The following is a 25,298-nucleotide window of genomic DNA, read 5'->3' as shown; positions in this document are numbered from 1 at the left end:
TCCGCCTGCCCGACCCCGGGGAGGGCCTGGTCGAGGCCGAGATCGTGACCTGGCGCGTGGCCGTCGGGGACGTGGTCAAGGTCAACGACATCCTGGTCGAGATCGAGACGGCCAAGTCCCTGGTCGAGCTGCCGAGCCCCTTTGCGGGGACGGTCACGGCGCTGCTCGCCGACGAGGGCCAGATGGTCGACGTCGGTGCGCCGATCGTCGCCGTCTCCGACGGGGCGGACGAGCCCGTGCCCAGCCCGGCCGTGGCGCTCGGCAGCGACCACGTGGCGACGGTTCCGGAGGGTGGTGCGGAGGCCGGCGACGGCCGCGTCGCCAACCTCGTGGGCTACGGCCCGCGCAGCACCGAGGCCCGCCGTCGCCCGCGCAAGGGCGCACCCGAGCACGCCTCGGCGCCCGCGGCTGCTGCCCCTGCTCCTGCCGCACCGGCGGCTCCGGCACCGGCGGCTCCGACCCCGGCTCGGGCCGCCGCGCAGGTACCGGCGACCGCGCCGGTCACCGGGAACTCGCTCCCCGCCGAGCCGCAGTCCCCGGCCCGCGAGGACGCGCCGTTCCTCGGCGGCGGGCCGGCCGTGCTGGCCAAGCCGCCCGTCCGCAAGCTCGCCAAGGACCGCGGCGTCGACCTGACGGCCCTCACCGGCAGCGGCCCCGGCGGCGTGATCACCCGCGAGGACGTGGAGCGGGCGGCCCAGCCCGCGGCCGCCCCGGCGGCGTCGGCCCCTGCTGCCCCGGCCCCGGTCCGGCCCGTCGTGCCGGCCGCCCCGGCCCGCCAGGGCGACCCGGAACGGGAGACGCGCGTCCCGATCAAGGGCGTCCGCAAGGCGACGGCCGACGCGATGGTGCGCTCGGCGTTCACGGCGCCGCACGTCACCGAGTGGGTCACCTGCGACGTGACCGCGACGATGGACCTCGTCGAGCGGCTCCGCGACCGGCGGGAGTTCCGCGGGGTGAAGATCTCCCCGCTGCTCGTCGTCGCCAAGGCGGTCTGCGTGGCGCTGAGCCGCGTGCCGCAGCTCAACGCGTACTGGGACGAGGCCGCCCAGGAGATCGCGACCCTGCACTACGTCAACCTCGGGATCGCCGCGGCGACCCCTCGCGGGCTTGTCGTGCCCAACCTCAAGGGCGCGGACGCCATGACGCTGCTCGAGATGGCCCAGGCGATCAACGCCGTGGTCAGCACCGCGCGCGACGGGCGTACGTCGCCGTCGGACATGGCGGGCGGGACGTTCACGATCACCAACGTGGGGACGTTCGGCGTCGACGCGGGCACCCCGATCGTCAACCCGGGCGAGGCCGGCATCCTGTGCGTCGGTCAGATCGCCCGGCGGCCCTGGGTCGTCGGGGCCGGTCGTGACGAGCGGATCGAGCCGCGCTGGGTGACGACCCTGGCCGTGTCCTTCGACCACCGGCTGGTCGACGGCGAGCAGGGCTCGGTGTTCCTGTCGACCGTCGCCCAGATCCTCACCGACCCGGGGCTGGGCCTGCTCTTCTGACCGACACCTGCCGCCGGAGAACGGGGGTCCGCGCTCAGAGCTGGGTGCGGACCACTGTCGCGACGGAGATCGCGACGACGACCAGCAGCACGGCGCTGAACGCCGACGCGCCCACGAGCTGCCCGTCCTGGATCTGGTCGAGCGTCGCCGAGCGCAGGATCAGCCGGTTGGTCAGCCACCGGAACAGGTAGAGCATCGCGACCGCGAACAGGCTGGTCGCGGCGAAGGCCACGAGCCCGTCGGTCCAGGTCGTGAAATCGCCGGCGACCCCCTCGCGGACGACGATCCCGACGGCGGCGAGCACGCCGCCGGCCTCGAAGCCCGCGGTCAGGCTGCGGTCGCGGACCAGCTGGCGCACCGACCACGGCGTGACGAGCTCGTGCAGCCAGAACACCCCGACGACGACGGCGAGGCCGAGCAGGCCGAAGACGACGGTGCTGGCCAGGCTGAGGCCGAAGGTGGGGGCGTACCCCGTCAGCGAGCCGTTGAGGACGAACCCGAACCCGACGTAGAACCCGGCCTCGACGACCCCGAGCGCGACGTTGCCGTCGAGGAGCTCCTCGGTGTTGCGCTCCCGCAGCAGGATCGCGTCGACGAGGTAGCGCACGCCGAGCAGCGCGACGAACACCCAGGCGAGCTGCGCGGCCTGCAGCGGCAGGACGTTCCAGGGGTGGTCGTCCTCGCCGCGCGTGATGGTCGGCAGCGAGGCGATGCCGAACGCGAGCACGAGGGAGCTGCGCTGCACGAGGTAGGCGACGCTGCCCCGCACGAACAGCACCTCGCGGTCGTCGAACCGCGTCAGGGCGTTGTGCGTGGCCCAGAGCGCCCCGCCGACGACGAGGGTGAGCAGCAGGCTGACGGCCGCGGCCGGCCAGCTCATGGCGATGGCCTGCAGGTAGTCGAGCATCGAGACGTCCTCCGGGGGCTCGTACGGGTCGGGCGCCGAGGGGAGAGGTCTCAGCCCCGGACGACGTGCGGCACGCACACGCTCAGGTTGTCGACGACGACGGTCTGGCTCTCCCGGAGGTCGAGGCCGGCCGGCTCGCCGTCGACGACGAAGATCCCGAGCGTGGCGAAGTTGTCACCCTCCAGGCCCACGAAGTTCGGGCTCGGAGCGTACTGCTGGATGACCGCCGGCTCGTCGCCGTACGGGCCGGGGGTGTCGAGGACCGTCCGGCCGTCGACGACCACGCGGACGTTCGCGCCCTCGCGCCCGAGGATCGGCTTGCGCACGTAGCTCTCCATCCCCTCGGGCTGCTCGCCCTCGAACCAGGCCGGGATCAGCAGCTTGCTCTTCTCCGGGTCGCGACCGAAGAGCTTCCACAGGACCGGGAGCAGGCCCTTGTTGGACCAGAGCATCTTGTACGGCGGCTCGATCCAGACGGTGCCGCCGGGACGGGCCATGTCCTCGAAGACGGCGGGGCCGAACTCCTCGGCCACCATGTGCTCCCAGGGGTAGAGCTTGAAGACGACGTCCAGGTGCTCGCCGGCGCGGCCGCTGCTGCCGTCGTAGAAGCGGCCGTCCTCGCCGAGGTGGATCTGCTCGACGTAGAGCCAGCGCGTCTCGTAGCCGGCGTCGGTGCACGCCTGCTGCATGACGCGCAGGTTCTGCAGGTCCTCGTACGAGCAGCCCTCGAGGTCGATCCCGGCGCGCTGCTCCGGCGGGACCAGGTGGGCCAGCTCGGGCAGGAGGTTGTCCTGCCAGGTGCACGCGAAGTGCACGACGGGCCGATGGCCGAGCGCCTGCTCCGCCTCCGCGAGGTTGCGCCGCCAGGCCTCGACGAGCATCTCGTAGATGCCGTTCCACTGGTCGTCGCCCTGACGGGTCTTGTCGAACCAGTCCCACTGGATGACGGCCGCCTCGAGCAGCGAGGTCGGGGTGTCGGCGTTGAACTCGTACAGCCGGATCCGGCCCAGCGCCTCGTCGACGCCGTCCTGCAGGTCGGTGCACATCGGGTCGAGGAGCCGGTTCCCGCCGTAGACGACGTCGATGCGGCCGTAGACGCTGCCCCACTCGGGCGTACGGTTCCAGGTCGCGTTGATCCGGGGGAGCGTCCAGCGGGGGATGCCCATCTGGTCGGTGAGGCTGGGGTGCGCGAGCAGGAAGTCGCCCGCGACCACGAACATCTCGAACAGCGTCGCCGTGTCCGCGGCCATCTGCTCGATCTCGGCCGCGGAGAAGGCGTAGTGCGCGCCCTCGTTCCAGTAGGAGCGGGTCCGGCCGTCGGGCAGCTGCGTCTGCCAGTAGGTCAGCCCCTGGGCGGCGACGACCTCCTGCCAGTTGGGGCGCTCGACACCGGTGGGTCGGCGTTCCATCAGCTGCCGGTCCCGCCCTGGGTGCCGCCGAAGCCGCCGCCCTTGGACGAGCCGGCCTTGGTGCCGCCGGGGTTGCCGCTCATCGAGCGGCTGCGCGTGACGGTGCTGCCGAGCCCGCCCGAACCGGTCACCCGCCCCGTGCGCGGCAGGCCGGCGTTCTGGCGCGCGACCGGGTCGTTGTAGGGGACCATCGAGGTCCGCTGGCTCACCGGCAGCTGGTAGCCGAGCCCACGCCCGAGCCCGAAGCCGCCGATCCAGATGAACCCGGGGAAGCCGCCGCGGTAGCCGTCGTCGCAGTTGGCCTCGTCGATGACCTTGCCGTTGGCGTCGGCGCAGTAGACGTCCTCGGTGACGCGTTCGTCCGTCGAGCTGCAGGCGGACAGGATCCCCGTCGCGGCGAGGGCCGTGGACAGGGCGAGGGCGGACAGCCGCGGGACGCGGGAGGTGGGCACGATCGGGGGCTCCTAGGTGAGGGCCGGAGGCGTCGACGCGTTCCGGTACCCCTCCAGGATGCGTCGTGGAGGTTCATCCGGCCGGGTCGACGCCGCGCGGCGGGCGTACGGGCGGCGACCGGGCCGGCGTACGCGTCGCCCCCGGGGTCACCAGCGGGACGCGTCGGTGAGGCAGAAGGGGTGCCCGGCCGGGTCGAGCAGCACGCGCCACGTGTCGCCGGGCTGGGGTTCCGCGAGGGTGGCGCCGAGGGCCAGGGCCTGCTCCTCGCTCGCGGCGACGTCGTCGCAGGCCAGGTCCAGGTGGAACTGCTTGGTGCCGCGCTCGTTCGGCCAGCCGGGTCGCTGGTGGTCCTCGACCCGCCCGAAGCCGAGCATCGCCCCGCCGTCGGCCGGCACGACCATCGCGTACTCGTCCTCCGCGACCGCCACCTGCCAGCCGAGCAGCGCCGACCAGAAGGCCGCCTCCGCGCGCGGGTCGCTGCAGTCGAGGGTCGTCATCTTCAGCTGCGTCGTCATGGGTCCAGCGTCCCTAGGATCGGCCGGTGGGGGATAGGAGAAACGCGACGCCCGTCGCGGCCGCCACGAGCGGCGGCACGGGGACGACCGGCGGCACGGCGGGGATCCTGCGGCCGGAGGAGTTCGCGCGGCACGTCGCGCTGCGGCGCCTCCCGCCGGCACCCGACCTCGCGCCCTGGGTCGAGAACCACTGGGTGCTGCGCTGGGACCTGCCCGACGGCGTCACCTACCCGAGCCAGGTGCTGCCGCACCCGACCTGCAACCTCACGGTCGAGCGGGGCGTGCGGCGGGTCGGCGCCCCGCCGGTGGCGGTGCTCCTCACCGGTCCCGTCACCCGGCGGTTCGACGTCGAGACGACCGGACGCGGCTGGGTGTGGGGCGTGCGGTTCCGTCCGGGCGGGCTCGCGGCCCTCGCCGGGCTCGACGCCTCGCGGCTCGCCGAACGCACCCTCGCCGCCGCCGACCTGCTGCCCGACGCGGTCGTGACGGCGCTCGACGCGCTGCACGACACGGGCGCACCGCTGGAGGACGACCGGGCGCGCGTCGAGGCGGCCCTGCGGCCGCTCGCCCACGGCCCGGACCCCGACCACGAGCTCGTGCTCGCCCTGGTCGCCGAGATGCTCGCCGACCGGACCCTGGTGCGCGTCTCCCAGGTGACCGAGCGGCACGGCCTCTCCACCCGCCGCCTGCAGCGGCTGTTCGCGCGCTACGTCGGCGTCGGCCCGAAGTGGGTCCTCGCCCGCCACCGCATGCACGACGTCGTCGCTGCGCTCGACGCCGGCGACGACCGCTCCCTGGCCGACCTCGCCGCCGCCCACGGCTGGTACGACCAGGCCCACTTCACCCGCGACTTCTCCGCCCTCGTCGGCGTCACCCCGGCCCGCTACCGCGCAGGTCGCTGAGGCACCCGGACGCAGGTCGACCCCGAGCTGGTCGTGCCCGGCACGAGAAGAGCCTGAACGAGGGGCCCCATCGGGTGCCTTCTCCTGCGAGCGGTACCTCCTCCCGCTCTCTGCGGCCTCGCGACCGGGAAGGCGTACCGCTCGAGAAGAGGTGTGACCGGTGGCGCCGCTCGGCGTGCGACACGCCTCGTACGCGTGCCCGGTGGCGCCGCTCGACCCGGTCTGGGCCGACGGCAACCGCTTCTACCTGGACGTCGTCTTCCCGGACGCCGGCCTCGTCGTCGAGATCGCGTCGAAGCGCCGCTAGAAGGCGGCCTCGGGAAGGTCCATCACGGAGAGGTCGGTCCGCTCGGCGGCGATGCGTTCGGCGGTGAGGCGCGGCAGGACGGTCCGGGCGAACCACCGCGCGGCGGCGACCTTGCCCTCGTAGAACGCCTGCTCCGCCGGGGTCTGGTCCTCGCCGAGCCGGGCGAGCGCCACCTCGGCCCCGCGGAGCAGGAGCCAGCCGCAGACCACGTCGCCGAGCGCCATCAGCAGCCGGGTCGTGTTGAGCCCGACGAGGTAGACGTCGCGCTCCTGCCCGGGCGCCTGCGACGCCATCGCGTGGCCGATCATCGTCTCGACGATGCCGGCCGTGTCGGTCAGCGCGGTCTGGAGCAGCTCGCGCTCTTCCTTGAGCCGGCCGTTGCCGGCCTCGGAGTCGATCCAGCCCTGCACCTGCGCCGACAGGTCGCCGAGCGCGCGCCCGCGGTCCCGGACGATCTTGCGGAAGAACAGGTCCTGGCCCTGGATCGCCGTCGTGCCCTCGTAGAGGGTGTCGATCTTGGCGTCGCGGACGTACTGCTCCAGCGGGTGGTCCTCGACGTAGCCGGAACCGCCGAACGTCTGCAGCGACTCCGTGCCGAGCAGCACCCACGAGCGCTCCGACCCGTAGCCCTTGACGACCGGCAGCAGCAGGTCGTTGAGCCGGACGGCGTCCTCGTCGACGCGCCCCTCGGCCCGGGCCAGCGCCACCCGGTCCTGCACGCTCGCCGTGAACAGCACGAGCGCGCGCATGCCCTCGACGCCGGCCTTCTGCGTCATCAGCGAGCGCCGCACGTCCGGGTGGTGCGTGATCGTCACGCGGGGCGCGGTCTTGTCCGACGCCCGCGTCAGGTCCGGGCCCTGCACCCGCTCCTTCGCGTACGCCAGCGCGTTCAGGTAGCCGCTCGACAGGGTCGCGATCGCCTTGGTGCCGACCATCATCCGGGCGTACTCGATGATGTGGAACATCTGCTTGATGCCGTCGTGCACGTCGCCGAGCAGCCAGCCGACCGCCGGGGTGCCGTCCGTGCCGAACGCCAGCTCGCCCGTCGCCGACGCCTTGATGCCCATCTTGTGCTCGAGCGCGGTGACGAAGACGCCGTTCCGCTCGCCGAGCTCGCCGGTCTCCGGGTCGAACCGCCACTTGGGCACGAGGAAGAGGGACAGGCCCTTGGTGCCCGGTCCGCCCTGGCCCTCGACGCCGACCGGGCGGGCGAGGACGAGGTGCACGATGTTCTCGGTCAGGTCGTGCTCGGCCGACGTGATGAAGCGCTTGACGCCCTCGACGTGCCAGCTGCCGTCGGGCTGGGGCAGCGCCCGGGTGCGTCCCGCCCCGACGTCGGAGCCGGCCTCGGGCTCGGTGAGCACCATCGTCGCGGCCCACTCGCGCTCGACCATGAGCTGGGCCAGCCGCCGGTCCCGCTCGGTGCCCTCGCGCCAGAGGACCTGGGCCATCTTCGGCCCGGCGGCGTAGAGGTAGGCGGCGGGGTTGGCGCCGAGCAGCAGCTCGTTCGCGGCCCACTGCAGCGACGGCGGGCTGGGCGTGCCGCCGAGGTCCTCGGGCAGCTCGAGCGCCCACGCGCCCGAGTCGAGCAGCGCCCGGTAGGTCTTCTTGAACGGCTCGCCGACGCTGACCGTACGGGCCTCGACGTCGAGCACGGGCGGGTGCCGGTCCGTCGACGCGAAGGTCTCGGCCAGCTTCGTCCGGGCCAGGTGGTCGAGCTCGGACAGGATCGCCTCGGCCGTCTCGCGGTCCAGGTCGGCCCACGGCCCGGTGCCCAGCACCTCCTCGCGGCCCAGCACCTCGAAGAGGGTGAACACGGTGTCGCGGAGGTTCGACCGGTAGTGGCTCACGGCGCTCACATCTGACTCCTGGGGTCCCGGGAACGTGGACGGTCCCGCCATGTTACTGGCCAGTAACTTAGCGGATCGGCTCCAGCGGCCCGGGGCGGGTCACACGCGTCCCGCGCGTCACGCGGCGACCTGCCCGCAGACCAGTGGGGGACAGGTCTAACGTGACCGGCGAGGTTCGGCCGGAACCGCTGCGAAGGAGCGTCATGGGCAGGCTCGACACCAACATCTTCGACTACTCGATCTTGGCGATCTACTTCATCCTCGTCATCGCCATCGGGGTCCTCGCCAGACGCGCCGTCGCCACCAGCGAGGACTTCCTGCTCTCCAGCCGGTCGCTGCCGGCCTGGGTGACCGGCCTCGCCTTCATCTCGGCGAACCTCGGCGCCATCGAGATCCTCGGCATGGCGGCCAACGGCGCCCAGTACGGCCTCGCGACCGTGCACTTCTACTGGATCGGCGCCGTGCCGGCCATGGTGTTCCTCGGCCTCGTGATGATGCCGTTCTACTACGGCAGCCGGGTCCGCAGCGTCCCCGAGTACCTGAAGCGACGCTTCGGCACCGGCGCGCACCTCTTCAACGGCCTCAGCTTCGCGGCCGCCGCCGTGCTGAACGCGGGCGTGAACCTCTACGCCATGTCGATCATCATCGAGGCGCTGCTCGGCTGGCCGACCTGGCTGGCGATCCTCGTCTCCGCCGCCTTCGTCCTCGCCTACATCACCCTCGGCGGCCTCTCCGGCGCGATCTACAACGAGGTCCTGCAGTTCTTCGTGATCATCGCGGGCCTGATCCCGCTGGTGATCATCGGCCTCAAGGACGTCGGGGGCTGGGACGGGCTGAAGGAGAAGGTCGTCTCGCAGCCGGGCCAGGACCGGTTCTTCTCGACTTGGTCGGGCACCGGCTGGAACTGGAGCAACCCGCTCGGTGACTGGATCGGCATCGTCATGGGCCTCGGGTTCGTGCTGTCGTTCGGCTACTGGACCACGAACTTCGCCGAGGTCCAGCGCGCGCTGTCCGCCAAGAACCTCTCCGCGGCCGAGCGCACCCCGCTGATCGGCGCCTACCCGAAGATCTTCATCCCCGCACTGACGATCATCCCCGGCCTGCTGGCCATCACCGTCGTCCCGGACATGCTCAAGAACGCGCAGGGCGAGACCGACTACAACTACGCGATCCCGGCGCTGATGGGGCACTACCTCCCCAACGGCGCCCTCGGCGTCGCGCTGGCCGGCCTGCTGGCCGCCTTCATGGCCGGCATGGCGGCGAACGTGAGCTCGTTCAACACGGTCTTCACGTACGACATCTGGCAGAGCTACATCAAGAAGAACTTCCCGGACCACTACTACCTGAACGTCGGCCGGATCGTCACGATCGTCGGCATCGTCATCGGCGTCGGGACCGCGTTCATCGCGGCGGGCTACAACAACATCCAGGTCTACATCCAGACGCTGTTCGGCTTCTTCAACGCGCCCCTCTTCGCGACGTTCATCATCGCGATGTTCTGGAAGCGCACGACCGCCAAGGCCGGCCTCTGGGGTCTGGTCGCCGGTACGGCGGGCGCCGCGATCTACCAGTTCCTCATCGGCCCGAACTGGTCGCACATGTACCCCGGCGGGGACATGACCAAAGAGGCCAACGCGCAGATGATCAACTTCTACGCGGCCATCATGGCCTTCGTCCTCGACGCCGTCGTCACCGTGATCGTCACGCTGACCACGAAGTCGAAGCCGCTGGTCGAGCTGCGTGGCCTGGTCTGGGGCGTCCCGGACCCCGATGCCGGCGACCCGCACGAGGGCTACGTGCGACGCTGGTGGGAGTCCCCGAAGCTGCTGGGCTTCACCGCCCTCGGCATCGTCCTCGTCCTGTCCATCGTCTTCGCCTGAGCAGGAGGAAACCTCATGAGCGAGCAGAAGCAGACCCCGGTCACGCAGTCGGCCGCAGCCAAGCTGTTCGACATCCGCATCATGATCGGCGGCCTGTTCGTCGTCTACGGCCTGATGCTGACGATCGCCGGCTTCTTCACCTCCGCGGCCGAGCTGGCCAAGGCGGCGGGGATCAACATGAACCTGTGGCTCGGCATCGGGATGCTGATCCTCGGCGTGCTCTTCCTCGTCTGGGCCAAGGTCAACCCCAACCGCCCCGACCCGAACCCCGCGGGGGCGAAGCCCCGGCCCAGCCAGCACTGAGCTTGATCAGGGGAAACGCCCCCTGAGCCTGTCGAAGGGCCGGACGCCCCCTGAGCCTGTCGAAGGGCCGGACGCCCCCTGAGCCTGTCGAAGGGCCCGAACGCCCCCTGAGCCTGTCGAAGGGCCCCGAAGGGGTTGGCTCCTCTCCTTCGTGAGAAGAGCCGACCTCTGCGAGGCCCTTCGACGAGCTCAGGGGGCGTTGGTGCGCTCAGCCCGAGATGCGGATGCCCAGCTCGGCGGCGAGGGCGGGCGCGAGGAGCGTCAGCTGCTCCGACGTCAGCCAGCTGCCGGCCAGGCCGGTGAGGCCCTCGACGACGTCGATCCGGGCCCCGCGCAGGTCGACGTCGGTGAGCCGGGCGTGGCCGACGACCAGCGTGCCGACCGTGCAGCCGTCGAGCCGGAGGCGCTCGACTTTCGCGTCGGTGAGGTCGAGCTCCCCGATGCGGCAGCCCGCGAGGTCCACGTCGCGCCACGTCCCGGCCCGGGCGTTGAGGTAGTCGACCTTCGTCCCCTCGAACCGCACCCCGCGCCACTCCGTCTCGTACGCCTCGACCGAGCCGAGCCGGCAGGCGTCGACGACGACGTCGCGCCACGCGGACCGCGCCACCCGCAGGTGCGCGGCCTCGCACCCCTCGAGGACGCTCTCGACGACCCGCGCCCGCCCGAGGTCGGCGCCGTCGAGGGCGCACCGGCGCAGCAGGCAGCCCGACACGGTCCGCCCGTCGAGGTCGGCGTCGCCGAGGTCGACCTCGACCAGCTCGACCGACTCGAGGTCGTCGTCCAGGGGCCCGGGCTCGTACGCGGCCAGCCCCCGCGGCGTGACGGTCGTGGTCCTCGGCGGCTTGGGCGTGACGGGGGTCGGGGGCATGGCCGCCACGCTAGCGGTGGGCTGGCTAGGGTCAGGAGCTATGAGCGACACGAACCACGACCCGGTGCGCGAGCTGCTGGTCGACTCCTTCACGCGGGTCAAGGACCTGGTCGAGGGCCTCACCCACGGCCTGAGCCCGGAGCTCGCGACCTGGCGGGCCGACGACGAGGCGAACTCGATCGCCTGGCTGGTCTGGCACCTGACCCGCATCCAGGACGACCACGTCGCCGGGATCGCGGACGAGGAGCAGGTCTGGCCGCGCTGGCGGGACCGGTTCGCGCTGCCCTTCGGGCCGTGGGCGACCGGCTACGGGCAGAGCGCGGCGGAGGCCGCCGAGGTCCGGGCGAGCGGCGAGCTGCTCGCCGGGTACCACGCCGACGTGCACCGGCTGACCCTCGACTACCTCGAGCGGATCGACGCGGGCGAGGGCTCGGCCGAGCTGGCGCGCGTGGTCGACGACAGCTGGAAGCCGCCGGTCACCGCGTCGATCCGGCTCGTCAGCGTCATCGGCGACGCCCTGCAGCACCTGGGCCAGGCCGCGTACGTCAAGGGCCTGGCCAACCGGGCGGGCGTGGCGTGACCGAGCCCGTCGAGGCCGTCGGCGGGGGCGTCTTCTACGGCGACCTCGCGCCCTGGTGGCCCCTCATCTCCTCCCCGGACGAGCACGTCGAGGAGGCGGCCTTCGCCGCGGAGCTCCTGGCCGGGGCCGAGCCGCCGACCCGGACGGTGCTCGAGCTGGGCAGCGGGGGCGGCAGCAACGCCCACCACCTGCAGCAGCGCTTCGCCATGACGCTCGTGGACCTGTCCGAGCAGATGCTGGCGGTCTCGCGCGAGCTCAACCCCGACTGCGAGCACCTCGCCGGCGACATGCGGACGCTGCGGCTGGGACGCACCTTCGACGCCGTCTTCGTGCACGACGCCATCGAGTACATGACGACCGAGGACGACCTGCGCGCGGCGGTCGCGACCGCGTACGTGCACTGCCGTCCGGGGGGCGTCGCCGTGCTCGTGCCCGACGACATCGCGGAGAACTTCGAGCCGGGGACCGAGCACGGCGGACGCGACGCCGCCGACGGCCGGGGCGTGCGCTACCTGTCCTGGTCGACCGACCCGGACCCGTCGGACTCGACGACGACCACCGAGTACGCCTTCCTGCTCCGCTCGCCGGACGGCTCGGTCCGGGTGGCCCACGACACCCACGTGCTGGGGCTCTTCCCGCGCGAGACCTGGCTGCGGGTGCTGGCCGACGCCGGCTTCGAGGCGCGCTCGGTCGCCGAGGTGACCACCGACGACCGGCTGCCGCGGGAGTTCTTCGTGGGCCGCCGGCCGGCGGAGACGTCCAGTTCCTGAGAAGCCTCAGAAACGCTTGACGGCCAGGTCCCCGGGGTGGATGCTGGCACCGTTGTCGGTCGGGGGGCCACAGCAGCAGCCCGGAGCACCCGCTTGTGGGGAGCGGACCCGGGCTCGGGGGTCCGGCAACGGCTCAGCGGTCACGAGGGCGACCTCGGGACCCGGGTCGCGGAGGGTGACGGCGCGAGCCGTCACCCTCTTGCCGTCCCCGGGGGCGTCGACCACGGAGGCGCTTCGTCCTTCCCGTCCACGGGTCCGCCCGCGCTTAGGGTGACCCGGTGACGAACCCCAGCACCCCGTTCGCACCCGGCACGCCCTGCTGGGTCGACCTCTTCACCTCCGACCCGGAGCGCAGCGGCGCCTTCTACGCGGCCGTCCTCGGCTGGGAGCTCACCGACCTGGGCGAGGAGCTCGGCGGCTACACGCTGGCCCGCTCGGGCGGCGAGGTGGTCGCCGGCCTGATGCGCAACAGCGGCGACTCGGGCAGCCCGGACACCTGGAGCACCTACCTGGCGACCGACGACGTCGAGGCGACCGTGGCCCGGGCTGTCGAGGCGGGCGCGACCGTGCTCGCCCCGCCCATGCCGCTCGGCCGGCTCGGGTCCACCGCCGTGGTCGTCGACCCCGCCGGGGCCGTCGTCGGGCTCTGGCAGGGGGACGAGCACCGGGGGTTCACCCGCCACGGCGAGCCCGGCTCGGTGGTGTGGAGCGAGGTGCACAGCAAGAGCTTCGGGGCGAGCCGCGACTTCTACGCGACGGTCTTCGGCTGGCGCTACGAGGTGACCGGCGACTCCGACGACTTCCGCTACCTGACGGCGAAGGTGGACGGCACCGAGGTCGCGGGGGTGATGGACTCCGCGCGCTTCCTGCCCGACGCGGTGCCGAGCCACTGGGCGGTCTACCTCGGGGTGGAGGACGCCGACGCGGCCGAGCGGACTGCGGTGGAGCACGGGGCGACGGTGCTGATGAGCGCCCAGGACACGCCGTTCGGGCGGATCGCCGACCTCCTCGACCCCACCGGCGCGCCCTTCAAGCTGCACGCGTCGACCCTGAAGAACCCGCCGCCCGCGGAGTAGCGGCGGGGGACCGAGGGGCCGCCCGGGGACCGGTCGGAGCCCGTCCCCGTCCACGTCCGGCGCCGTTCTGACGCCGCCCCCGTGAAGTCCGCCGCGTGCACTACTTTTGACGTGCGGAGGCCCTTCGTCGCGCCTTCCACCCCGCTGCACCGGACACCTCGCACGCCTCAGGAGATCGATGACCGACACGCGCCCCGAGACCGACGCCGAGGAGACGGCCGACGCCCGGACGCCGGACGCGAACGGCGAGGTGCGCGAGCCCGAGATCAGCTTCGACGAGGCGCGCTACCCCGCCCGCCCCCAGCGGCTGCGGCCGCGCGGCCGGCTCCGCGGGCTCTTCCCCCGGCGCCCCAAGGAACGTTCCGGCCGCCCCAAGGGCGACAACCCGGACTACGTCGCGTGGCTGACCGAGCAGTCGATGCTCGTCGACGCGTACGAGTTCGCCAAGCAGTTCTCCGGGCAGGGGAGCATGTGGCAGAACCCGTACGCCAACCCCGCCCCGCGCGCCGCGATCGAGAAGGCGTCGGTGTGGTTCACGGCGTACCCGATCTCCATGATCACCAAGCCGGGCACCTCCTACCTCGGCACCCTCGGCGACGACGACCTCTGGGCGGCGTTCGAGTCGATCGGCATCGACGGGGTGCACACCGGCCCGCTCAAGAAGGCCGGCGGCATCCTCGGCTGGGAGTCGACGCCCAGCGTCGACGGGCACTTCGACCGGATCAGCACGCAGATCGACGACGCGTTCGGCACCGAGGACGAGTTCCGCACGATGACCGAGGTCGCCGCGGCGCACCTCGGCATGATCATCGACGACATCGTCCCCGGCCACACCGGCAAGGGCGCGGACTTCCGCCTGGCCGAGATGAAGGTCGGCGACTTCCCCGGGATCTACCACATGGTGGAGATCGACGAGAAGGACTGGCACCTGCTGCCCAAGGTCCCCAAGGGCCGCGACTCGATCAACCTCGACACCGAGGGCGAGTCCATGCTGGCCAAGCGGGGCTACATCATCGGCCGCCTGCAGCGGGTGATCTTCTACGAGCCCGGCGTCAAGGACACCAACTGGAGCGTCACGCCGCCGGTCCTCGGGCCCGACGGCCAGGAGCACCGCTGGGTCTACCTGCACTACTTCAAGGAGGGCCAGCCCTCGATCAACTGGCTCGACCCGAGCTTCGCCGGCATGCGGCTCGTCATCGGGGACGCCCTGCACTCGCTCGGCGACCTCGGCAGCGGCGCGCTGCGGCTCGACGCCAACGGCTTCCTCGGCGTCGAGAAGAGCCAGGAGGACTCCCCGGCCTGGTCGGAGGGCCACCCGCTCTCCGAGGCGGCCAACCAGCTGATCGCCAGCATGGTCCGCAAGGTCGGCGGCTTCACCTTCCAGGAGCTCAACCTCACGATCGACGACATCAAGGCGACCTCCGAGCGCGGCGCCGACCTGTCGTACGACTTCGTGAACCGGCCCGCCTACCACCACGCCATGGCCACGGGGGACACCGCGTTCGTACGGCTGACGCTGAACCTGGCCAAGGACATGGGCGTCGAGCCCGCCTCCCTCGTGCACGCGCTGCAGAACCACGACGAGATGACCTACGAGCTGGTGCACTTCGCGACGCTGCACCGCGACGACGTCTTCACCTACCACCGCGCCCCGATCAAGGGCGGCGACCTGGCGGTCAAGATCCGCGGCGACCTGCTCGAGCACCTGACCGGCGACGCCGGCCCGTACAACGCGACGTTCACCCAGAACGGCATCGCGTCCACGACGGCGACGATCATCGCGGCGTCCATGGGCTTCACCTCGATCACCGACCTGACCGACGAGCAGGTCGAGCGGATCAAGCAGGCCCACCTGCTGCTGGCGGCCTTCAACGCGCTGCAGCCCGGCGTGTTCGCGCTGTCGGGCTGGGACCTGGTCGGTTCGCTGACCCTGGACCGGCGCCAGATCGCCCGGCTCCTCGGCGACGGCGACACCCGCTGGATCCACCGGTCGGCGTACGACCTCATGGACTACCGGCCCGACGCGACCGAGTCGCTGATGCAGATGCCCAAGGGCGTCTCGCTCTACGGCGGCCTGCCGTCGCAGCTCGAGGACCCGCGGTCCTTCGCCCGCCAGCTCGGGGACATCCTCGCCGTGCGCAAGCGCTACGGGATCGCCACCGGCATCCAGCTCGACGTGCCGCCGGTGTCCAACAAGGCGATGCTCGTGATGGTCCACCAGCTCAGCGACGCGGAGCAGATCACCGTCCTGAACTTCTCGGGCGAGGAGGTCTCGGGCGGCGTGCGGTCGGAGGAGCTGGTCCCGGGCAGCGTGCTCGTCGACATGTTCACCGACGAGGAGATCGGCGTCGTCGACGACCTCTACAGCTTCGGCGTGCGGCTCGGCCCGTACGAGTTCAAGTCGCTGCTCGTGCTCTGCCCCGGCGAGCACCTCGTGTCGCACGTCCGCGGGGCCGAGAAGGCGAGCGTCCGGGACTGAGCACCGCGCCAAGCCGGCCGGACGGGTCGGACGAGCGGCCGCTCCCGGTCCTGCGCGCCGCGCTCGCGGTCACCGGGCTCGCGGAGCGGTTGCGGCCGTCCCGCGCGACGACCGTGGCCGAGCGCCGGGAAGCCGGGGAGCGGTCCCCGCTCTCCATGCCGAACGTCACCCGTGCCGGCCGGGGGCCGCTCACCGTCGTGGACCACCAGGTCCCGACGGGCGACGGCGTCGTCCGGCTGCGCGGCTACCGCCCGAGCGGTGCCTCCGGCGCGCTCCCCGCGCACGTCCTGATCCACGGCGGGTCGTACTGGGCCGGCAGCGTCGAGTCCTACGGACCGCTGTGCGCCTGGTACGCGCGGACGGTGCCGTGCCAGGTGTTCTCGGTCGACTACCGGCTGGCGCCGGAGCACCCGTTCCCGGCCGGGCTCGAGGACTGCTACGCCGCGCTCGTCCACGTCGCGGAGCACGCCGGGGCGCTCGGGGTGGACCTCGCGCGCCTGTCGGTCGGCGGCGTCTCCGCCGGCGGCGGGCTCGCCGCGGCCGTCGCGCTCCTGGCCCGCGACCGGTCCGGTCCGGCGCTGCGGCTGCAGCTGCTCGAGATCCCGATGCTCGACCCGACGATGCGCTCGCGCTCGCTGGACACGTACGCGGAGGGGTTCGGGATCGGCCGCGCGGACGTCGCCACCGGGTGGGGCCACTACCTCGCGGGCGGGACGGCCGGGCTGGCGGACGCGTACGCCGGACCCTCCGCGGCCGCCGACCTCACGGGCCTGCCGCCCGCCGCGGTGCTGACCGCCGGCTGCGACCCGCTGCGCGACGAGGGCGAGGCGTACGCGGCCCGCCTCCGTGACGCCGGCGTGCCCGTCGAGACCTACCGCGCCCACGGGCACGTGCACTCCTCGCACTACCTGACGAAGTTCCTGCCGTCGGCCCGCCGGGCGGTCGGCTGGAGCACCGACGCCCTGCGCCGCGCGTACGCCTGAGCGGTTCGAGCCGACCTCTCCGAGGCCCTTCGACGAGCTCAGGGGGCATCCCTCGGAGACGCCCCCTGAGCCTGTCAAAGGGCCACGCAGTGGTCGGCGTCCTCGCCTTCAGGCCGCGCGCTCGGACACCGCGCGCAGCACCTCGGGCCAGCGGCGGTCGAGGAGCCGGCCGCCCTGGACCATCCCGACGCGCAGCAGGACGAGGCCGGTGAGCAGGCCCACGGGCAGCGCCGCCCAGCCGTAGAGCGGGTCGACGAGCACCCCGAGGACGACGAGCGCGAGGGCGGGCAGCCCCGCGACGAACGTCCCCGTCAGCACGGTCATCGCCGACGCCAGCGCGGGGAGGCCGCCCGAGCTGCCGCGCTGAAAGGGGTTCTCGCCGGGGGCCGGGCCGGGCCACTGCCAGAGGGCGCCGACCCAGGAGCCGACGCCCAGCCCGCCGAGGGTGAGCGCGGCGCTGAGCCCGACCGCGCCGGGCAGGTCCGACCAGGCGCCGCTGACCGCGGCGACCACCAGGTGCATCACGACGAGCAGGGGTCCGAAGACGGTGAGGGAGGCCAGCACCCGGCCCCGCCGGTCGTCCGCCCCCGGGACGCCGGTGCTGATGTGGAGCCAGACCGCGCTGCCGTCGAACGACAGGTCCTGCGCCGCGCTGGTGCCGATCAGCAGCGCGAGGACGGCGGGCACGAAGACGGTCAGCCGGGTGGCGCCGTCCGGGTTCATGCCGAGCACCACGAACAGGACGAGCGGCGTGACGAGCGCGCTGGCCAGGGTCGCGAGGTGGCGCGGGTCGCGGCGCCAGTAGCGCAGCGAGCGCACGGCGACGGCACCGGCGGCGTCGGGCGGGTAGAGCCGCTCGACCCACGCGGCCCGCCCGACCGTGGCCGACCCGGAACCCCCGGTCCCCGGCTCGGTGAGCCGCCGGCCGAGCACGTGGGTCCAGGCCACGGCCAGGCCGGCGACGAGGGCGGTGGCCAGCACCAGGTGCAGGCCCGCCTGAGCCCAGGCGCCGCGCGCCACGTCGCCGGGCAGCGCCCACGCCCACCCGAAGGGCGTCCACGACGCGACGGCCACGAGCCGGTCGAGCACGCCCGCGAGGTCGTCGAGGTTGTCGACCGCCGCACGGCTGAGCACGTTGATCCCCACGCCCAGGCCCGCACCGACGACGGCGAGCAGCACCGCGGCGAGGTCGCGGAACCGTCGCGACGAGAGGCTCGCCGCGAAGGCCGACGTCGCCGTCCGCGCCAGCAGCACGCACGTGAGCGTGCCGAGCACCGCCGCGACGAGGGCGGCGACCGCGAGCGCCGGCGTCCGCGCCCAGGTGACGACGAGACCGAGGGCGAGCAGCACGGTCGCGGCACCGGGCACTCCGACCAGCGCGGCGGCCAGCAGGCCCGGCACCAGCTCCCGGGCGCGCACGGGCAGCAGCGCGAACCGGGCCGGGTCGACCGTCTCGTCCACCCCGAAGACGAGCAGCGACAGCAGCAGCCAGCCGAGCGTCAGGGCGGCGTACGCGAGCACGGTCACCTGGGTGGTCACCGTGGTGGAGGTCCAGCGCAGGGCGACGAGGCCGGCGTACGCGGCGACCACGATCCCCAGCGCGTAGACCGCGCCCAGGACCAGGCCGACCGTGCGCCACACGCTGCGGCGCAGGCTGTTGCGCAGCAGCGTCAGCTTCAGCCCGACGAGGAGCGCAACCACGAGAGGCCTTCGCCGCCGCCGGCGCGGAAGCCGACGAGCTCCAGGAACCGCTGCTGCAGGGTGAGGCCGCCGCGCACCGCGTCCAGCGGGCCGGAGGCGAGCACCCGCCCCTCGGCGACGACGGCCAGCTCGTCGCACAGGCTCTCGACGAGCTCCATCACGTGGCTCGAGAGGACGACCGTCCCGCCGTCGCGCGTGTAGCTCCGCAGGATCGAGCGGATGCCCTCGCCGGAGACCGGGTCCACCGCCTCGAAGGGTTCGTCGAGGACCAGCAGCCGCGGCGCGTGGACGAGCGCGCAGGCCAGGCCGATCTTCTTGGTCATGCCGGCGGAGTAGTCGGCGACGAGGGTGTCGGCGTCCGCGGTCAGTCCCAGCGCTTCGAGCAGCTCCCCGGACCGGGACGTGATGTCGGCGGTCGGGACCCGGCGCAGCCGGCCGACGTAGCCCAGCAGCTCCCGCCCGCTCAGCCGGTCGAAGAGCCGGACCCCGTCGGGCAGCACGCCCATCAGGGCCTTGGCCGCGACGGGGTCGGCCCAGACGTCGTGGCCGAGGACGCGGGCGGTCCCGGCGTCGGGCCGCAGCAGGCCCGTGGCCATGGAGAGCGTGGTGGTCTTGCCCGCCCCGTTGGGGCCGACGAGGCCGTAGAGGCAGCCGGCCGGGACGTCGAGGTCCAGGCCGTCGACGGCGCGCTTGGCGCCGAAGACCTTGGTCAGGCCCGTCAGCTGCATGGCCGTCGGCATGCCGCCAGTCAAACATCCCCCTTCCGCGGGCGTACGGTCGACGCCGCGTCGGGCACCGGCCCGCCGACGGGCGGGAGGAGCGCGGGTGGCGGACGCGGACGGGCTGCTGGACCTCACCGACCCGGCGTTCCGGGCGGATCCGTACCCGGCGCTCGCGGCCGTGCGCGGCCTCGGCCCGCTGCCGCGGCACGAGGGCCTGGGCGCCCGCCTGGCCACGTCGTACGACGCGGTGCAGGACGTGCTCCGCAGCCGCGACCTCGGCCGCACCTACACGATGCGCGTCCCCCGGCCGGGTCGGCCGGCGGGGGAGTGGGACACGTTCAACGCACTGCACGAGCACGCGCTGCTCGAGGTGGAGCCGCCGACCCACACCCGGCTGCGCCGGCTGGTGGCGAGCGCCTTCGGACGCGGCCACGTGGAGCGCCTCCGCCCGCGCGTCGAGGAGCTCGCCGCGGGGCTGCTCGACGACGGCGCCGCGACCCTGGCCGCGGAGGGGTCGTTCGACGTGGTCGAGGCCTACGCGGAGCCCCTGCCGGTCCTCGTCGTCGCCGAGCTGCTCGGCTGGCCCGAGGCGGATCGGCACCTGCTGCGGCCGTGGTCGCAGGCGATCGTCGCGATGTACGAGCTGGACCCGAGCCCGGAGGCGGAGGCGGCGGCCCGAGCGGCGGCCGACGCGTTCGCCGCCTACGTCGTCGGGCTGGCACGCGAGCGTTCCGTGCGGCCGGCCGACGACCTGGTCAGCGACCTCGTCGCGGTGCGCGACGCCGGGGACCGGCTGAGTGAGGCGGAGCTGGTGGCGACCGTGGTGCTGCTCCTGAACGCGGGCCACGAGGCCAGCGTCAACGGCTTCGGCAACGGGCTGGTGTCCTGGCTCGGCGCGGGTGCGCCCGAGGCCGAGGTCGCGCCGCTGGTCGAGGAGATGCTGCGCCACGACGCCCCGCTGCAGCTCTTCGAGCGGACGGTCGTGCGGCCGTGCACCGTGGCCGGGGTCGACCTGGTGCCGGGCGAACGGGTGGCGGCCCTGCTCGGCGCGGCCAACCGCGACCCCCTGCGGTTCGCGGAACCCGACGTCTTCGACCCCACGCGGACGGTCCCGCACCTGTCCTTCGGCGCCGGGATCCACTTCTGCGTCGGCGCCCCGCTCGCCCGGCTGGAGCTCCAGGTCGCCGTGGCGGCCCTGCGGCGCCGGTGGCCGCGGCTCGCGCTCGTGTCGGCGACCCGGCGGCCGACGTTCGTCCTGCGCGGCTGGTCCGAGGTGCGCGTCCGGCCCGTCTGACGAACCGGCCCCGGCGGCCTAGCCGGCGTGCAGCGCGGTCCGCACCTCGCCGACCAGGGACACGAGCCCGTCCAGGTCCGGCTCGTCGGCGGTCGGCTGGAAGACGAGGTGGTTCACGCCGAGACCGGCCAGCCGGCGGACGGAGGCCACGAGCGCGTCGGCGTCGCCGGCCGTGCCGATGCCCTGGCCCGGCTCGCCGCCCCAGCGCGGCAGGTCGGCGTCGAGACGTTCCTGCGCGCCCGGGCCCGTGGCGATGATCTCGCTGTAGACGAAAGGGTGCCCGGGCCCGCGGACGTCGGTCACGATCGCGCTGACGTCGGCGACGTGCGCATCGGTCCAGGCGCAGGGCGCCATGTAGGCGTCGCCGAGGCGTGCCGCCAGCGCGACCGACTTCGGGCCGGCGCCGCCGACGAACAGGGGCGGCACGACCTCCGGGGGCCAGTCCAGACGGACGCCGTCGAGGTGGACGTACGTCCCGTCGGTCGTCACGGTCTCGCCCGCCAGCAGCGCCCGCAGCGCCGTGGCGTACTCGTCGAGGAGCCCGAGCGGTGACTTCGGCCGGACGCCGGCCTGGGCCATCCACTCCTGCACGCCGTGCCCGACGCCCGGCAGCAGCCGCCCGGGGAACAGCCGGGTCAGGGTCGCGACCTCCATGGCGGTGAGGGCGACGTTCCGCAGCGGGGTCGGCATCAGGCCGATGCCCACCTGGATCCGCTCGGTGCTGGCCAGGGCGACCGCGGCCGACGCGACACCGCTCTGCTTGAAGCAGTCCTCCCACACCCACAGCTCGTCCAGGCCCGCGCTCTCGACGCTGCGCGCCAGGTGCACGAGCGTCTCCGGCGCCATGTCGGGGGTGAAGCAGAGGCCGATGGCGGGGACGGGAGTCACGACGTCATCCTGCTCCTGACGGGGCCGCTCGCGCTCGCTAGGGTCGGACGGACCCGTCGGCCGGGTGGCTGACGGGCACGGGACGGACGGCTCGAGGAGGTCGGGTGGACCGGTACGAGGCCCTGGCGCGACGGCTGGCCGTCCAGCAGCTCGACCGGCCGACCGCGCTGCGCCCGCTGTCCGACGCCCGGGTCCTCGACCTCGGCGTGCAGGACACCGGCCGGGACGGCGCGAGCTGGGCGCTGGCCAACCGCGGCGTCCCGGTCGAGAGCCCGGCGGCACTCGCGCAGAGCCCGGACCTCGCGCTGGTCTGGACCCTGCGCGGGGCGCCGCACGTCTACCGGCGGGCCGACCTGCCCGGCGTGGTCGACGCCACCGCCCCGTACGACGACGCCGACGCGCGGAAGCGCACCCTCGACGCGCACCGGCCGCTGGCCGCGGTGGGCGTCGGGATGCGCGAGGGCATGGGCGTCGTCGCGGCGGCGATGCGGGAGCTGGTTCGGGAGCCGACGGTCAAGGGCGACGTCTCCGGCGCGCTGAACGCCCGCCTGCCGGAGGAGTACCAGCGCTGGTGCGGGCCGTGCCAGGCGCAGCACGTCTACGAGCAGCCCTTCCGGCTCTCCGCCCTGGCCGCCGGGCTCGAGCTGGAGCCCGGCACCTCGCCCCCGGTGCTGCGGCCCGTGCCGGGCTGGGACCGACCGCCGGTGCTCGGCCACCCCGACCAGGCGCCGCCGCACCTGCGGGTGGTCGACGCGTACGTGCGGCTGTGCGGCCCGACGACCCCGGCGGCGACGGCCACGTTCCTGGAGGCGCCGCCGGCCCTGGTCAAGGCGCACTGGCCCGCGGAGGCCGAGTCCGTGGAGGTGGAGGGGGCGCCGGCGTCCGTGCTGCCCGACCTCCCGGGACCGGCGGTGACCGACGGGCTCGTCCGGCTGCTCGGGCCGTTCGACCTGTGGCTGCAGGCCCGCGACCGCGACCTCGTCGTGCCCGACCGCGCCCGGCACAAGGGGCTGTGGCCGACCATCGGGCGCCCGGGGGCCGTGCTGGTCGGGGTCGACGTGGTCGGGACGTGGCGGCCGAAGGCGTCCGGCCGGAGGCTGGCGCTGACGGTCGACGCCTGGGAGCCCGTGGGGGCGGTGGTCCGCGCGCTGGTCGAGGAGCAGGCCGAACGGCTGGCCGCGCACCGCGGCGTCAGCCTCACCGCCGTCGCCTGGACCTGATCGGGGACGATCCGGCACCGCTGCGGTGCCAGATCCTCCCCACTGCCGTCAGGGGCGTTCCCAGACCACCTCGGCGGCGTCCTTGTCCGGGCGCAGCCCCCGCCAGACCGGGTGCCGCATGCGGCCCGGCCCGGTCAGCTCGGCGTAGGTGACCTCGCCGACGAGGTCGGGGGTCACCCAGTGCGCGTCGCGCGCGTCCTCGCGCGGGACGTCGACCAGCGCGGTGGTCGTGGTGGCGCGGGCGTCCAGGAGGCGCTGGACCTCGGTGAGGGTCGCGCCGTCGAAGCCCGAGCCGACCCGGCCGACGTAGTGCAGGCCGTCCGGGCCGGGGACGCCCATCAGCAGCGACCCGAAGGTCGCGCTCCGCCCGCCCTGCCCGGGCCGCCAGCCCGCCACGACGACCTCCTGGGTGAGGAAGTTCTTGATCTTGAGCCAGGTCCTCCCGCGCCGCCCGGGCGCGTAGGGGGAGTCGGTCCGCTTGGCCACCACGCCCTCCAGCCGGAGCTGCCGGCTGATCTCGCGGGCCGCCTCGAGGTCGCTGTGGAAGACCGGCGGCACGTGCACCCGGTCCCCGAGCGCGTCGAGCCCCAGGCCCTCGAGGAGCTCGCGCCGTTCCGCGTACGGGCGGGAGAGCAGGGGCTCGCCGTCGAGCTCGAGGACGTCGAAGACCATCAGCTGCGCCGGCCACGTCTGCGTCGCCCGCTCGACGTCGCTCGCCCGGCTGAGGTTGATGCGGTTCTGCAGGAGCCCGAAGTCGGGTCGTCCGGAGGCGTCGGTCACGACGATCTCGCCGTCGAGGACGGCGTTGCGCACGTCGAGCCGGGACAGCGGCCCGGCCACGTCGGGGTAGGCCGCGGACTCGTCGCGGCCCTTGCGGCTCAGCAGCCGGACGCGGCCGCCCGCCAGGTAGGCCACGGCCCGGACGCCGTCCCACTTCATCTCGAACGCCCAGCCCTCCTCCGGCCCGAAGTTCTTGCCGTCCGTCAGCGTCGCCAGCATCGGGTCGACCTCGGCGGGGAAGGCGTCAGGGCTGTCGGCGTCGGTGTCGGCCCAGTCGTGGACGGCAGGGGGCGGGGCGGGGAGCCGACCTCTGCGAGGCCCTTCGACAGGCTCAGGGGGCGTAACAGGAGCGGGCCCAGGGGGTGTGGAGGAGGAGATGGGCTTGGGAGGCGTCGAGGAAGTGGGCTCGGCGGGCACGTCGTCGGGGTCGGTCTCCATCAGGTGCATCAGCCAGTTCCGGTCGGCCTTGGTCCCCTTCGCGTTCTTGCCGCCGCCCGTGTGGATCAGGGCGAACCGGCGGACCTGCCCCAGACCTCCGTCGGGCCGGCCGCGCAGGGTGACGATGACCTCTTTGCCCTCGCGCCACTTGTGCAGGCGGTAGGTGCCGGAGTCCCAGATGGTCACCTGGCCGCCGCCGTACTCGCCGTGCGGTATCCCGCCCTCGAAGGTGGCGTACTCCATCGGGTGGTCCTCGGTCAACACCGCCAGCCGGTTGCTCTTCGGGTCCGTCGGCGGCGACTTGGGCACGGCCCAGCTGACCAGGACGCCGTCGTGCTCCAGCCGGAAGTCCCAGTGCAGCGCCCGCGCGTGGTGCTCCTGGATGACGAAGATCGGGTCGCCGTCCCCGGCGGCGGGCGTCGGCGGGGTGGCGGGCACGGGTTCCGGGGTGCGGCGGGCGTCGCGCATGCTCCGGTAGGTGCTGAGCCGGTCCGGACCGGGGGCGTCTGCGGTGCCGAGATCAGGGGCGAGGGCCGCGAGCAGGTCGCCCTGCTCGGCGACCCGCGCGAGCACGTCCACGTAGGTCAGCTGGGCCAGTTCGGGGTCCTCGAGCTCCTCCCAGGTCCTCGGCGCCGCGACCCAGGGGTGCGACCGGCCGCGCAGCGAGTAGGGCGAGATCGTCGTCTTCGCGCCGTTGTTCTGGCTCCAGTCGACGAAGACCTTCCCGTCGCGCTCGGTCCGCTTCATGCTGCTGATCACCCGGTCGGGCCGGTCGGCCTCCAGCGCGAGCGCGAGCTCCCGCGCGACCGCCGTGGCCTGCTCGGGGGTCTGGCCGCCGTCGAGCGGCGCGTACAGGTGGATGCCCTTGCTGCCGCTCGTCACGGGCACCGGGTCGTGGCCGATGTCGCGCAGGATGTCGCGGGCCCAGCGCGCGACCTCCGCGGCCTCGGCCAGGGTCACGCCCTCGCCCGGGTCGAGGTCGAGGACGAGGCGGTCGGGGTTCTGCGGCGTGCCGTCCGCGGCGAAGCGCCACTGCGGCACGTGGATCTCCAGACCCGCGAGCTGCGCGATCCAGGTCAGCGTGGCCACGTCGTCGACCACGGGGTAGTCGTTGTCGTGGTCGCGGTGCTGGATCGTGAACCGCCGCACCCAGTCCGGCGTGCCCGCCGTCAGGTCCTTGGCGAAGAAGACGGTCGCGGCCTCGACGCCGTCCGGCCAGCGCTTCCGCGTCGCCGGGCGCTGCCAGAGGTGCGGCAGCATCGTGGGCCCGACCTCGGCGTAGTACGCCAGGACGTCGCCCTTGGTGGTCTGCGTCTCGGGGTAGAGGACCTTGTCGAGGTTCGTGAGCTTGAGGGTGCGGCCGTCGACCGTGACGGTCTGGCTCTTCGCGCTGCTCGGCGCCGCTCGGGCCATACGCGAGGGTAACGCGCCGCGGTCCTCGGCGTCCGGGGGTCGACCTGATCTTGCTTAGCCA

Annotated in this window: 22 protein-coding genes; 12 read left to right on the top strand and 10 right to left on the bottom strand. The window is 73.5% G+C overall.

The features are described 5' to 3' along the window. The first annotated feature begins 5 nt into the window (after positions 1–5). A complete protein-coding gene (locus ABD665_RS10320; protein WP_425562155.1) occupies positions 6–1,499 on the top strand; it encodes a dihydrolipoamide acetyltransferase family protein in 1,494 nt (497 codons plus the stop codon). Between the two features lie 34 nt (positions 1,500–1,533). On the opposite strand, the gene ABD665_RS10315 is transcribed toward ABD665_RS10320, so the two are convergent. From ABD665_RS10315 to ABD665_RS10300, 4 genes are all read right to left on the bottom strand, one after another. Further along, positions 1,534–2,406 carry a DUF350 domain-containing protein gene (locus ABD665_RS10315; protein ID WP_204910736.1) on the bottom strand — a complete coding sequence of 291 codons (873 nt, stop codon included), beginning with the start codon at positions 2,404–2,406 and terminating at the stop codon, positions 1,534–1,536. Between the two features lie 50 nt (positions 2,407–2,456). Further along, on the bottom strand, positions 2,457–3,815 hold the full coding sequence (locus ABD665_RS10310; RefSeq protein WP_204910737.1) for a glutathionylspermidine synthase family protein: 1,359 nt from the start codon (positions 3,813–3,815) through the stop codon (positions 2,457–2,459). Further along, entirely contained in the window at positions 3,815–4,267 is a 453-nt protein-coding gene (locus tag ABD665_RS10305; protein WP_204910738.1) for a hypothetical protein, read from the bottom strand. The genes ABD665_RS10310 and ABD665_RS10305 overlap by 1 nt, the downstream gene beginning before the upstream one ends. Positions 4,268–4,414: 147 nt before the next feature. Then, the gene (locus ABD665_RS10300; protein ID WP_204910739.1) at positions 4,415–4,783 is read right to left on the bottom strand and encodes a VOC family protein; all 369 of its coding nucleotides are present in this window, start codon (positions 4,781–4,783) and stop codon (positions 4,415–4,417) included. Between the two features lie 26 nt (positions 4,784–4,809). Between ABD665_RS10300 and ABD665_RS10295 the strand changes: the two genes are divergently transcribed. Continuing rightward, positions 4,810–5,685 carry a DUF6597 domain-containing transcriptional factor gene (locus ABD665_RS10295; RefSeq protein WP_204910740.1) on the top strand — a complete coding sequence of 292 codons (876 nt, stop codon included), beginning with the start codon at positions 4,810–4,812 and terminating at the stop codon, positions 5,683–5,685. A gap of 160 nt (positions 5,686–5,845) precedes the next feature. After that, positions 5,846–5,992, top strand: a complete 147-nt coding sequence (locus tag ABD665_RS10290; RefSeq protein ID WP_204910741.1) for a hypothetical protein — start codon at positions 5,846–5,848, stop codon at positions 5,990–5,992. Here the strand turns inward: ABD665_RS10290 and ABD665_RS10285 are convergent. Beyond that, on the bottom strand, positions 5,989–7,842 hold the full coding sequence (locus ABD665_RS10285) for an acyl-CoA dehydrogenase C-terminal domain-containing protein (protein ID WP_204913740.1): 1,854 nt from the start codon (positions 7,840–7,842) through the stop codon (positions 5,989–5,991). The genes ABD665_RS10290 and ABD665_RS10285 overlap by 4 nt on opposite strands. 203 nt (positions 7,843–8,045) lie before the next feature. Here ABD665_RS10285 and ABD665_RS10280 point away from each other — a divergent pair, with 203 nt between their 5' ends. Both ABD665_RS10280 and ABD665_RS10275 read left to right on the top strand, forming a co-directional pair. Beyond that, the gene (locus ABD665_RS10280) at positions 8,046–9,722 is read left to right on the top strand and encodes a sodium:solute symporter family transporter (RefSeq protein WP_204910742.1); all 1,677 of its coding nucleotides are present in this window, start codon (positions 8,046–8,048) and stop codon (positions 9,720–9,722) included. A 15-nt stretch (positions 9,723–9,737) separates the two neighbouring features. Further along, positions 9,738–10,025, top strand: a complete 288-nt coding sequence (locus ABD665_RS10275) for a hypothetical protein (protein ID WP_204910743.1) — start codon at positions 9,738–9,740, stop codon at positions 10,023–10,025. A gap of 208 nt (positions 10,026–10,233) precedes the next feature. On the opposite strand, the gene ABD665_RS10270 is transcribed toward ABD665_RS10275, so the two are convergent. Then, a complete protein-coding gene (locus ABD665_RS10270; protein WP_204910744.1) occupies positions 10,234–10,893 on the bottom strand; it encodes a pentapeptide repeat-containing protein in 660 nt (219 codons plus the stop codon). Positions 10,894–10,933: 40 nt separating this feature from the next. On the opposite strand from ABD665_RS10270, the gene ABD665_RS10265 reads away from it, so the two are divergent. From ABD665_RS10265 to ABD665_RS10245, 5 genes are all read left to right on the top strand, one after another. After that, positions 10,934–11,473 (top strand): mycothiol transferase, encoded by a 540-nt coding sequence (locus tag ABD665_RS10265; protein ID WP_204910745.1) that lies wholly within the window; start codon positions 10,934–10,936, stop codon positions 11,471–11,473. After that, positions 11,470–12,243 (top strand): methyltransferase domain-containing protein, encoded by a 774-nt coding sequence (locus ABD665_RS10260; RefSeq protein ID WP_204910746.1) that lies wholly within the window; start codon positions 11,470–11,472, stop codon positions 12,241–12,243. Before ABD665_RS10265 ends, ABD665_RS10260 begins: the two co-directional genes overlap by 4 nt. Before the next feature lie 278 nt (positions 12,244–12,521). Further along, the gene (locus tag ABD665_RS10255) at positions 12,522–13,319 is read left to right on the top strand and encodes a VOC family protein (protein WP_204910747.1); all 798 of its coding nucleotides are present in this window, start codon (positions 12,522–12,524) and stop codon (positions 13,317–13,319) included. Positions 13,320–13,497: 178 nt separating this feature from the next. After that, on the top strand, positions 13,498–15,798 hold the full coding sequence (treS, locus tag ABD665_RS10250) for a maltose alpha-D-glucosyltransferase (RefSeq protein ID WP_204910748.1): 2,301 nt from the start codon (positions 13,498–13,500) through the stop codon (positions 15,796–15,798). Between the two features lie 155 nt (positions 15,799–15,953). Next, positions 15,954–16,781, top strand: a complete 828-nt coding sequence (locus ABD665_RS10245; RefSeq protein ID WP_204910749.1) for an alpha/beta hydrolase fold domain-containing protein — start codon at positions 15,954–15,956, stop codon at positions 16,779–16,781. A 108-nt stretch (positions 16,782–16,889) separates the two neighbouring features. Here the strand turns inward: ABD665_RS10245 and ABD665_RS10240 are convergent, their stop codons facing one another. Both ABD665_RS10240 and ABD665_RS10235 read right to left on the bottom strand, forming a co-directional pair. After that, positions 16,890–18,482 (bottom strand): hypothetical protein, encoded by a 1,593-nt coding sequence (locus ABD665_RS10240; protein ID WP_204910750.1) that lies wholly within the window; start codon positions 18,480–18,482, stop codon positions 16,890–16,892. Then, positions 18,458–19,210 (bottom strand): ABC transporter ATP-binding protein, encoded by a 753-nt coding sequence (locus ABD665_RS10235; RefSeq protein WP_344742410.1) that lies wholly within the window; start codon positions 19,208–19,210, stop codon positions 18,458–18,460. The genes ABD665_RS10240 and ABD665_RS10235 overlap by 25 nt, the downstream gene beginning before the upstream one ends. Before the next feature lie 97 nt (positions 19,211–19,307). Here ABD665_RS10235 and ABD665_RS10230 point away from each other — a divergent pair, with 97 nt between their 5' ends. Beyond that, positions 19,308–20,498 carry a cytochrome P450 gene (locus tag ABD665_RS10230; protein WP_344742190.1) on the top strand — a complete coding sequence of 397 codons (1,191 nt, stop codon included), beginning with the start codon at positions 19,308–19,310 and terminating at the stop codon, positions 20,496–20,498. Positions 20,499–20,516: 18 nt separating this feature from the next. Here the strand turns inward: ABD665_RS10230 and ABD665_RS10225 are convergent, their stop codons facing one another. Beyond that, positions 20,517–21,386 carry an LLM class flavin-dependent oxidoreductase gene (locus tag ABD665_RS10225; RefSeq protein ID WP_204910753.1) on the bottom strand — a complete coding sequence of 290 codons (870 nt, stop codon included), beginning with the start codon at positions 21,384–21,386 and terminating at the stop codon, positions 20,517–20,519. 104 nt (positions 21,387–21,490) lie between these two features. Here ABD665_RS10225 and ABD665_RS10220 point away from each other — a divergent pair, with 104 nt between their 5' ends. Then, entirely contained in the window at positions 21,491–22,606 is a 1,116-nt protein-coding gene (locus ABD665_RS10220; RefSeq protein WP_204910754.1) for a DNA glycosylase AlkZ-like family protein, read from the top strand. 48 nt (positions 22,607–22,654) lie between these two features. Here ABD665_RS10220 and ABD665_RS10215 read toward each other — a convergent pair whose 3' ends face one another. Next, positions 22,655–25,237 carry an ATP-dependent DNA ligase gene (locus tag ABD665_RS10215; RefSeq protein WP_204910755.1) on the bottom strand — a complete coding sequence of 861 codons (2,583 nt, stop codon included), beginning with the start codon at positions 25,235–25,237 and terminating at the stop codon, positions 22,655–22,657. Positions 25,238–25,298: the final 61 nt, after the last annotated feature.

Source organism: Microlunatus spumicola (genome assembly GCF_039536445.1).
In the GTDB taxonomy this organism is placed as follows: domain Bacteria; phylum Actinomycetota; class Actinomycetes; order Propionibacteriales; family Propionibacteriaceae; genus Microlunatus; species Microlunatus spumicola.
This window is presented reverse-complemented; position numbering and strand designations above follow the sequence as displayed.

Coding starts and splice junctions, on each gene's coding strand:
- ABD665_RS10300 (WP_204910739.1), bottom strand. CDS start 4,783: ATGACGACGCAGCTGAAGATGACGACCCTCGACTGCAGCGACCCGCGC.
- ABD665_RS10315 (WP_204910736.1), bottom strand. CDS start 2,406: ATGCTCGACTACCTGCAGGCCATCGCCATGAGCTGGCCGGCCGCGGCC.
- ABD665_RS10270 (WP_204910744.1), bottom strand. CDS start 10,893: ATGCCCCCGACCCCCGTCACGCCCAAGCCGCCGAGGACCACGACCGTC.
- ABD665_RS10280 (WP_204910742.1), top strand. CDS start 8,046: ATGGGCAGGCTCGACACCAACATCTTCGACTACTCGATCTTGGCGATC.
- ABD665_RS10215 (WP_204910755.1), bottom strand. CDS start 25,237: ATGGCCCGAGCGGCGCCGAGCAGCGCGAAGAGCCAGACCGTCACGGTC.
- ABD665_RS10265 (WP_204910745.1), top strand. CDS start 10,934: ATGAGCGACACGAACCACGACCCGGTGCGCGAGCTGCTGGTCGACTCC.
- ABD665_RS10245 (WP_204910749.1), top strand. CDS start 15,954: ATGCCGAACGTCACCCGTGCCGGCCGGGGGCCGCTCACCGTCGTGGAC.
- ABD665_RS10310 (WP_204910737.1), bottom strand. CDS start 3,815: ATGGAACGCCGACCCACCGGTGTCGAGCGCCCCAACTGGCAGGAGGTC.
- ABD665_RS10235 (WP_344742410.1), bottom strand. CDS start 19,210: ATGCAGCTGACGGGCCTGACCAAGGTCTTCGGCGCCAAGCGCGCCGTC.
- ABD665_RS10275 (WP_204910743.1), top strand. CDS start 9,738: ATGAGCGAGCAGAAGCAGACCCCGGTCACGCAGTCGGCCGCAGCCAAG.
- treS (WP_204910748.1), top strand. CDS start 13,498: ATGACCGACACGCGCCCCGAGACCGACGCCGAGGAGACGGCCGACGCC.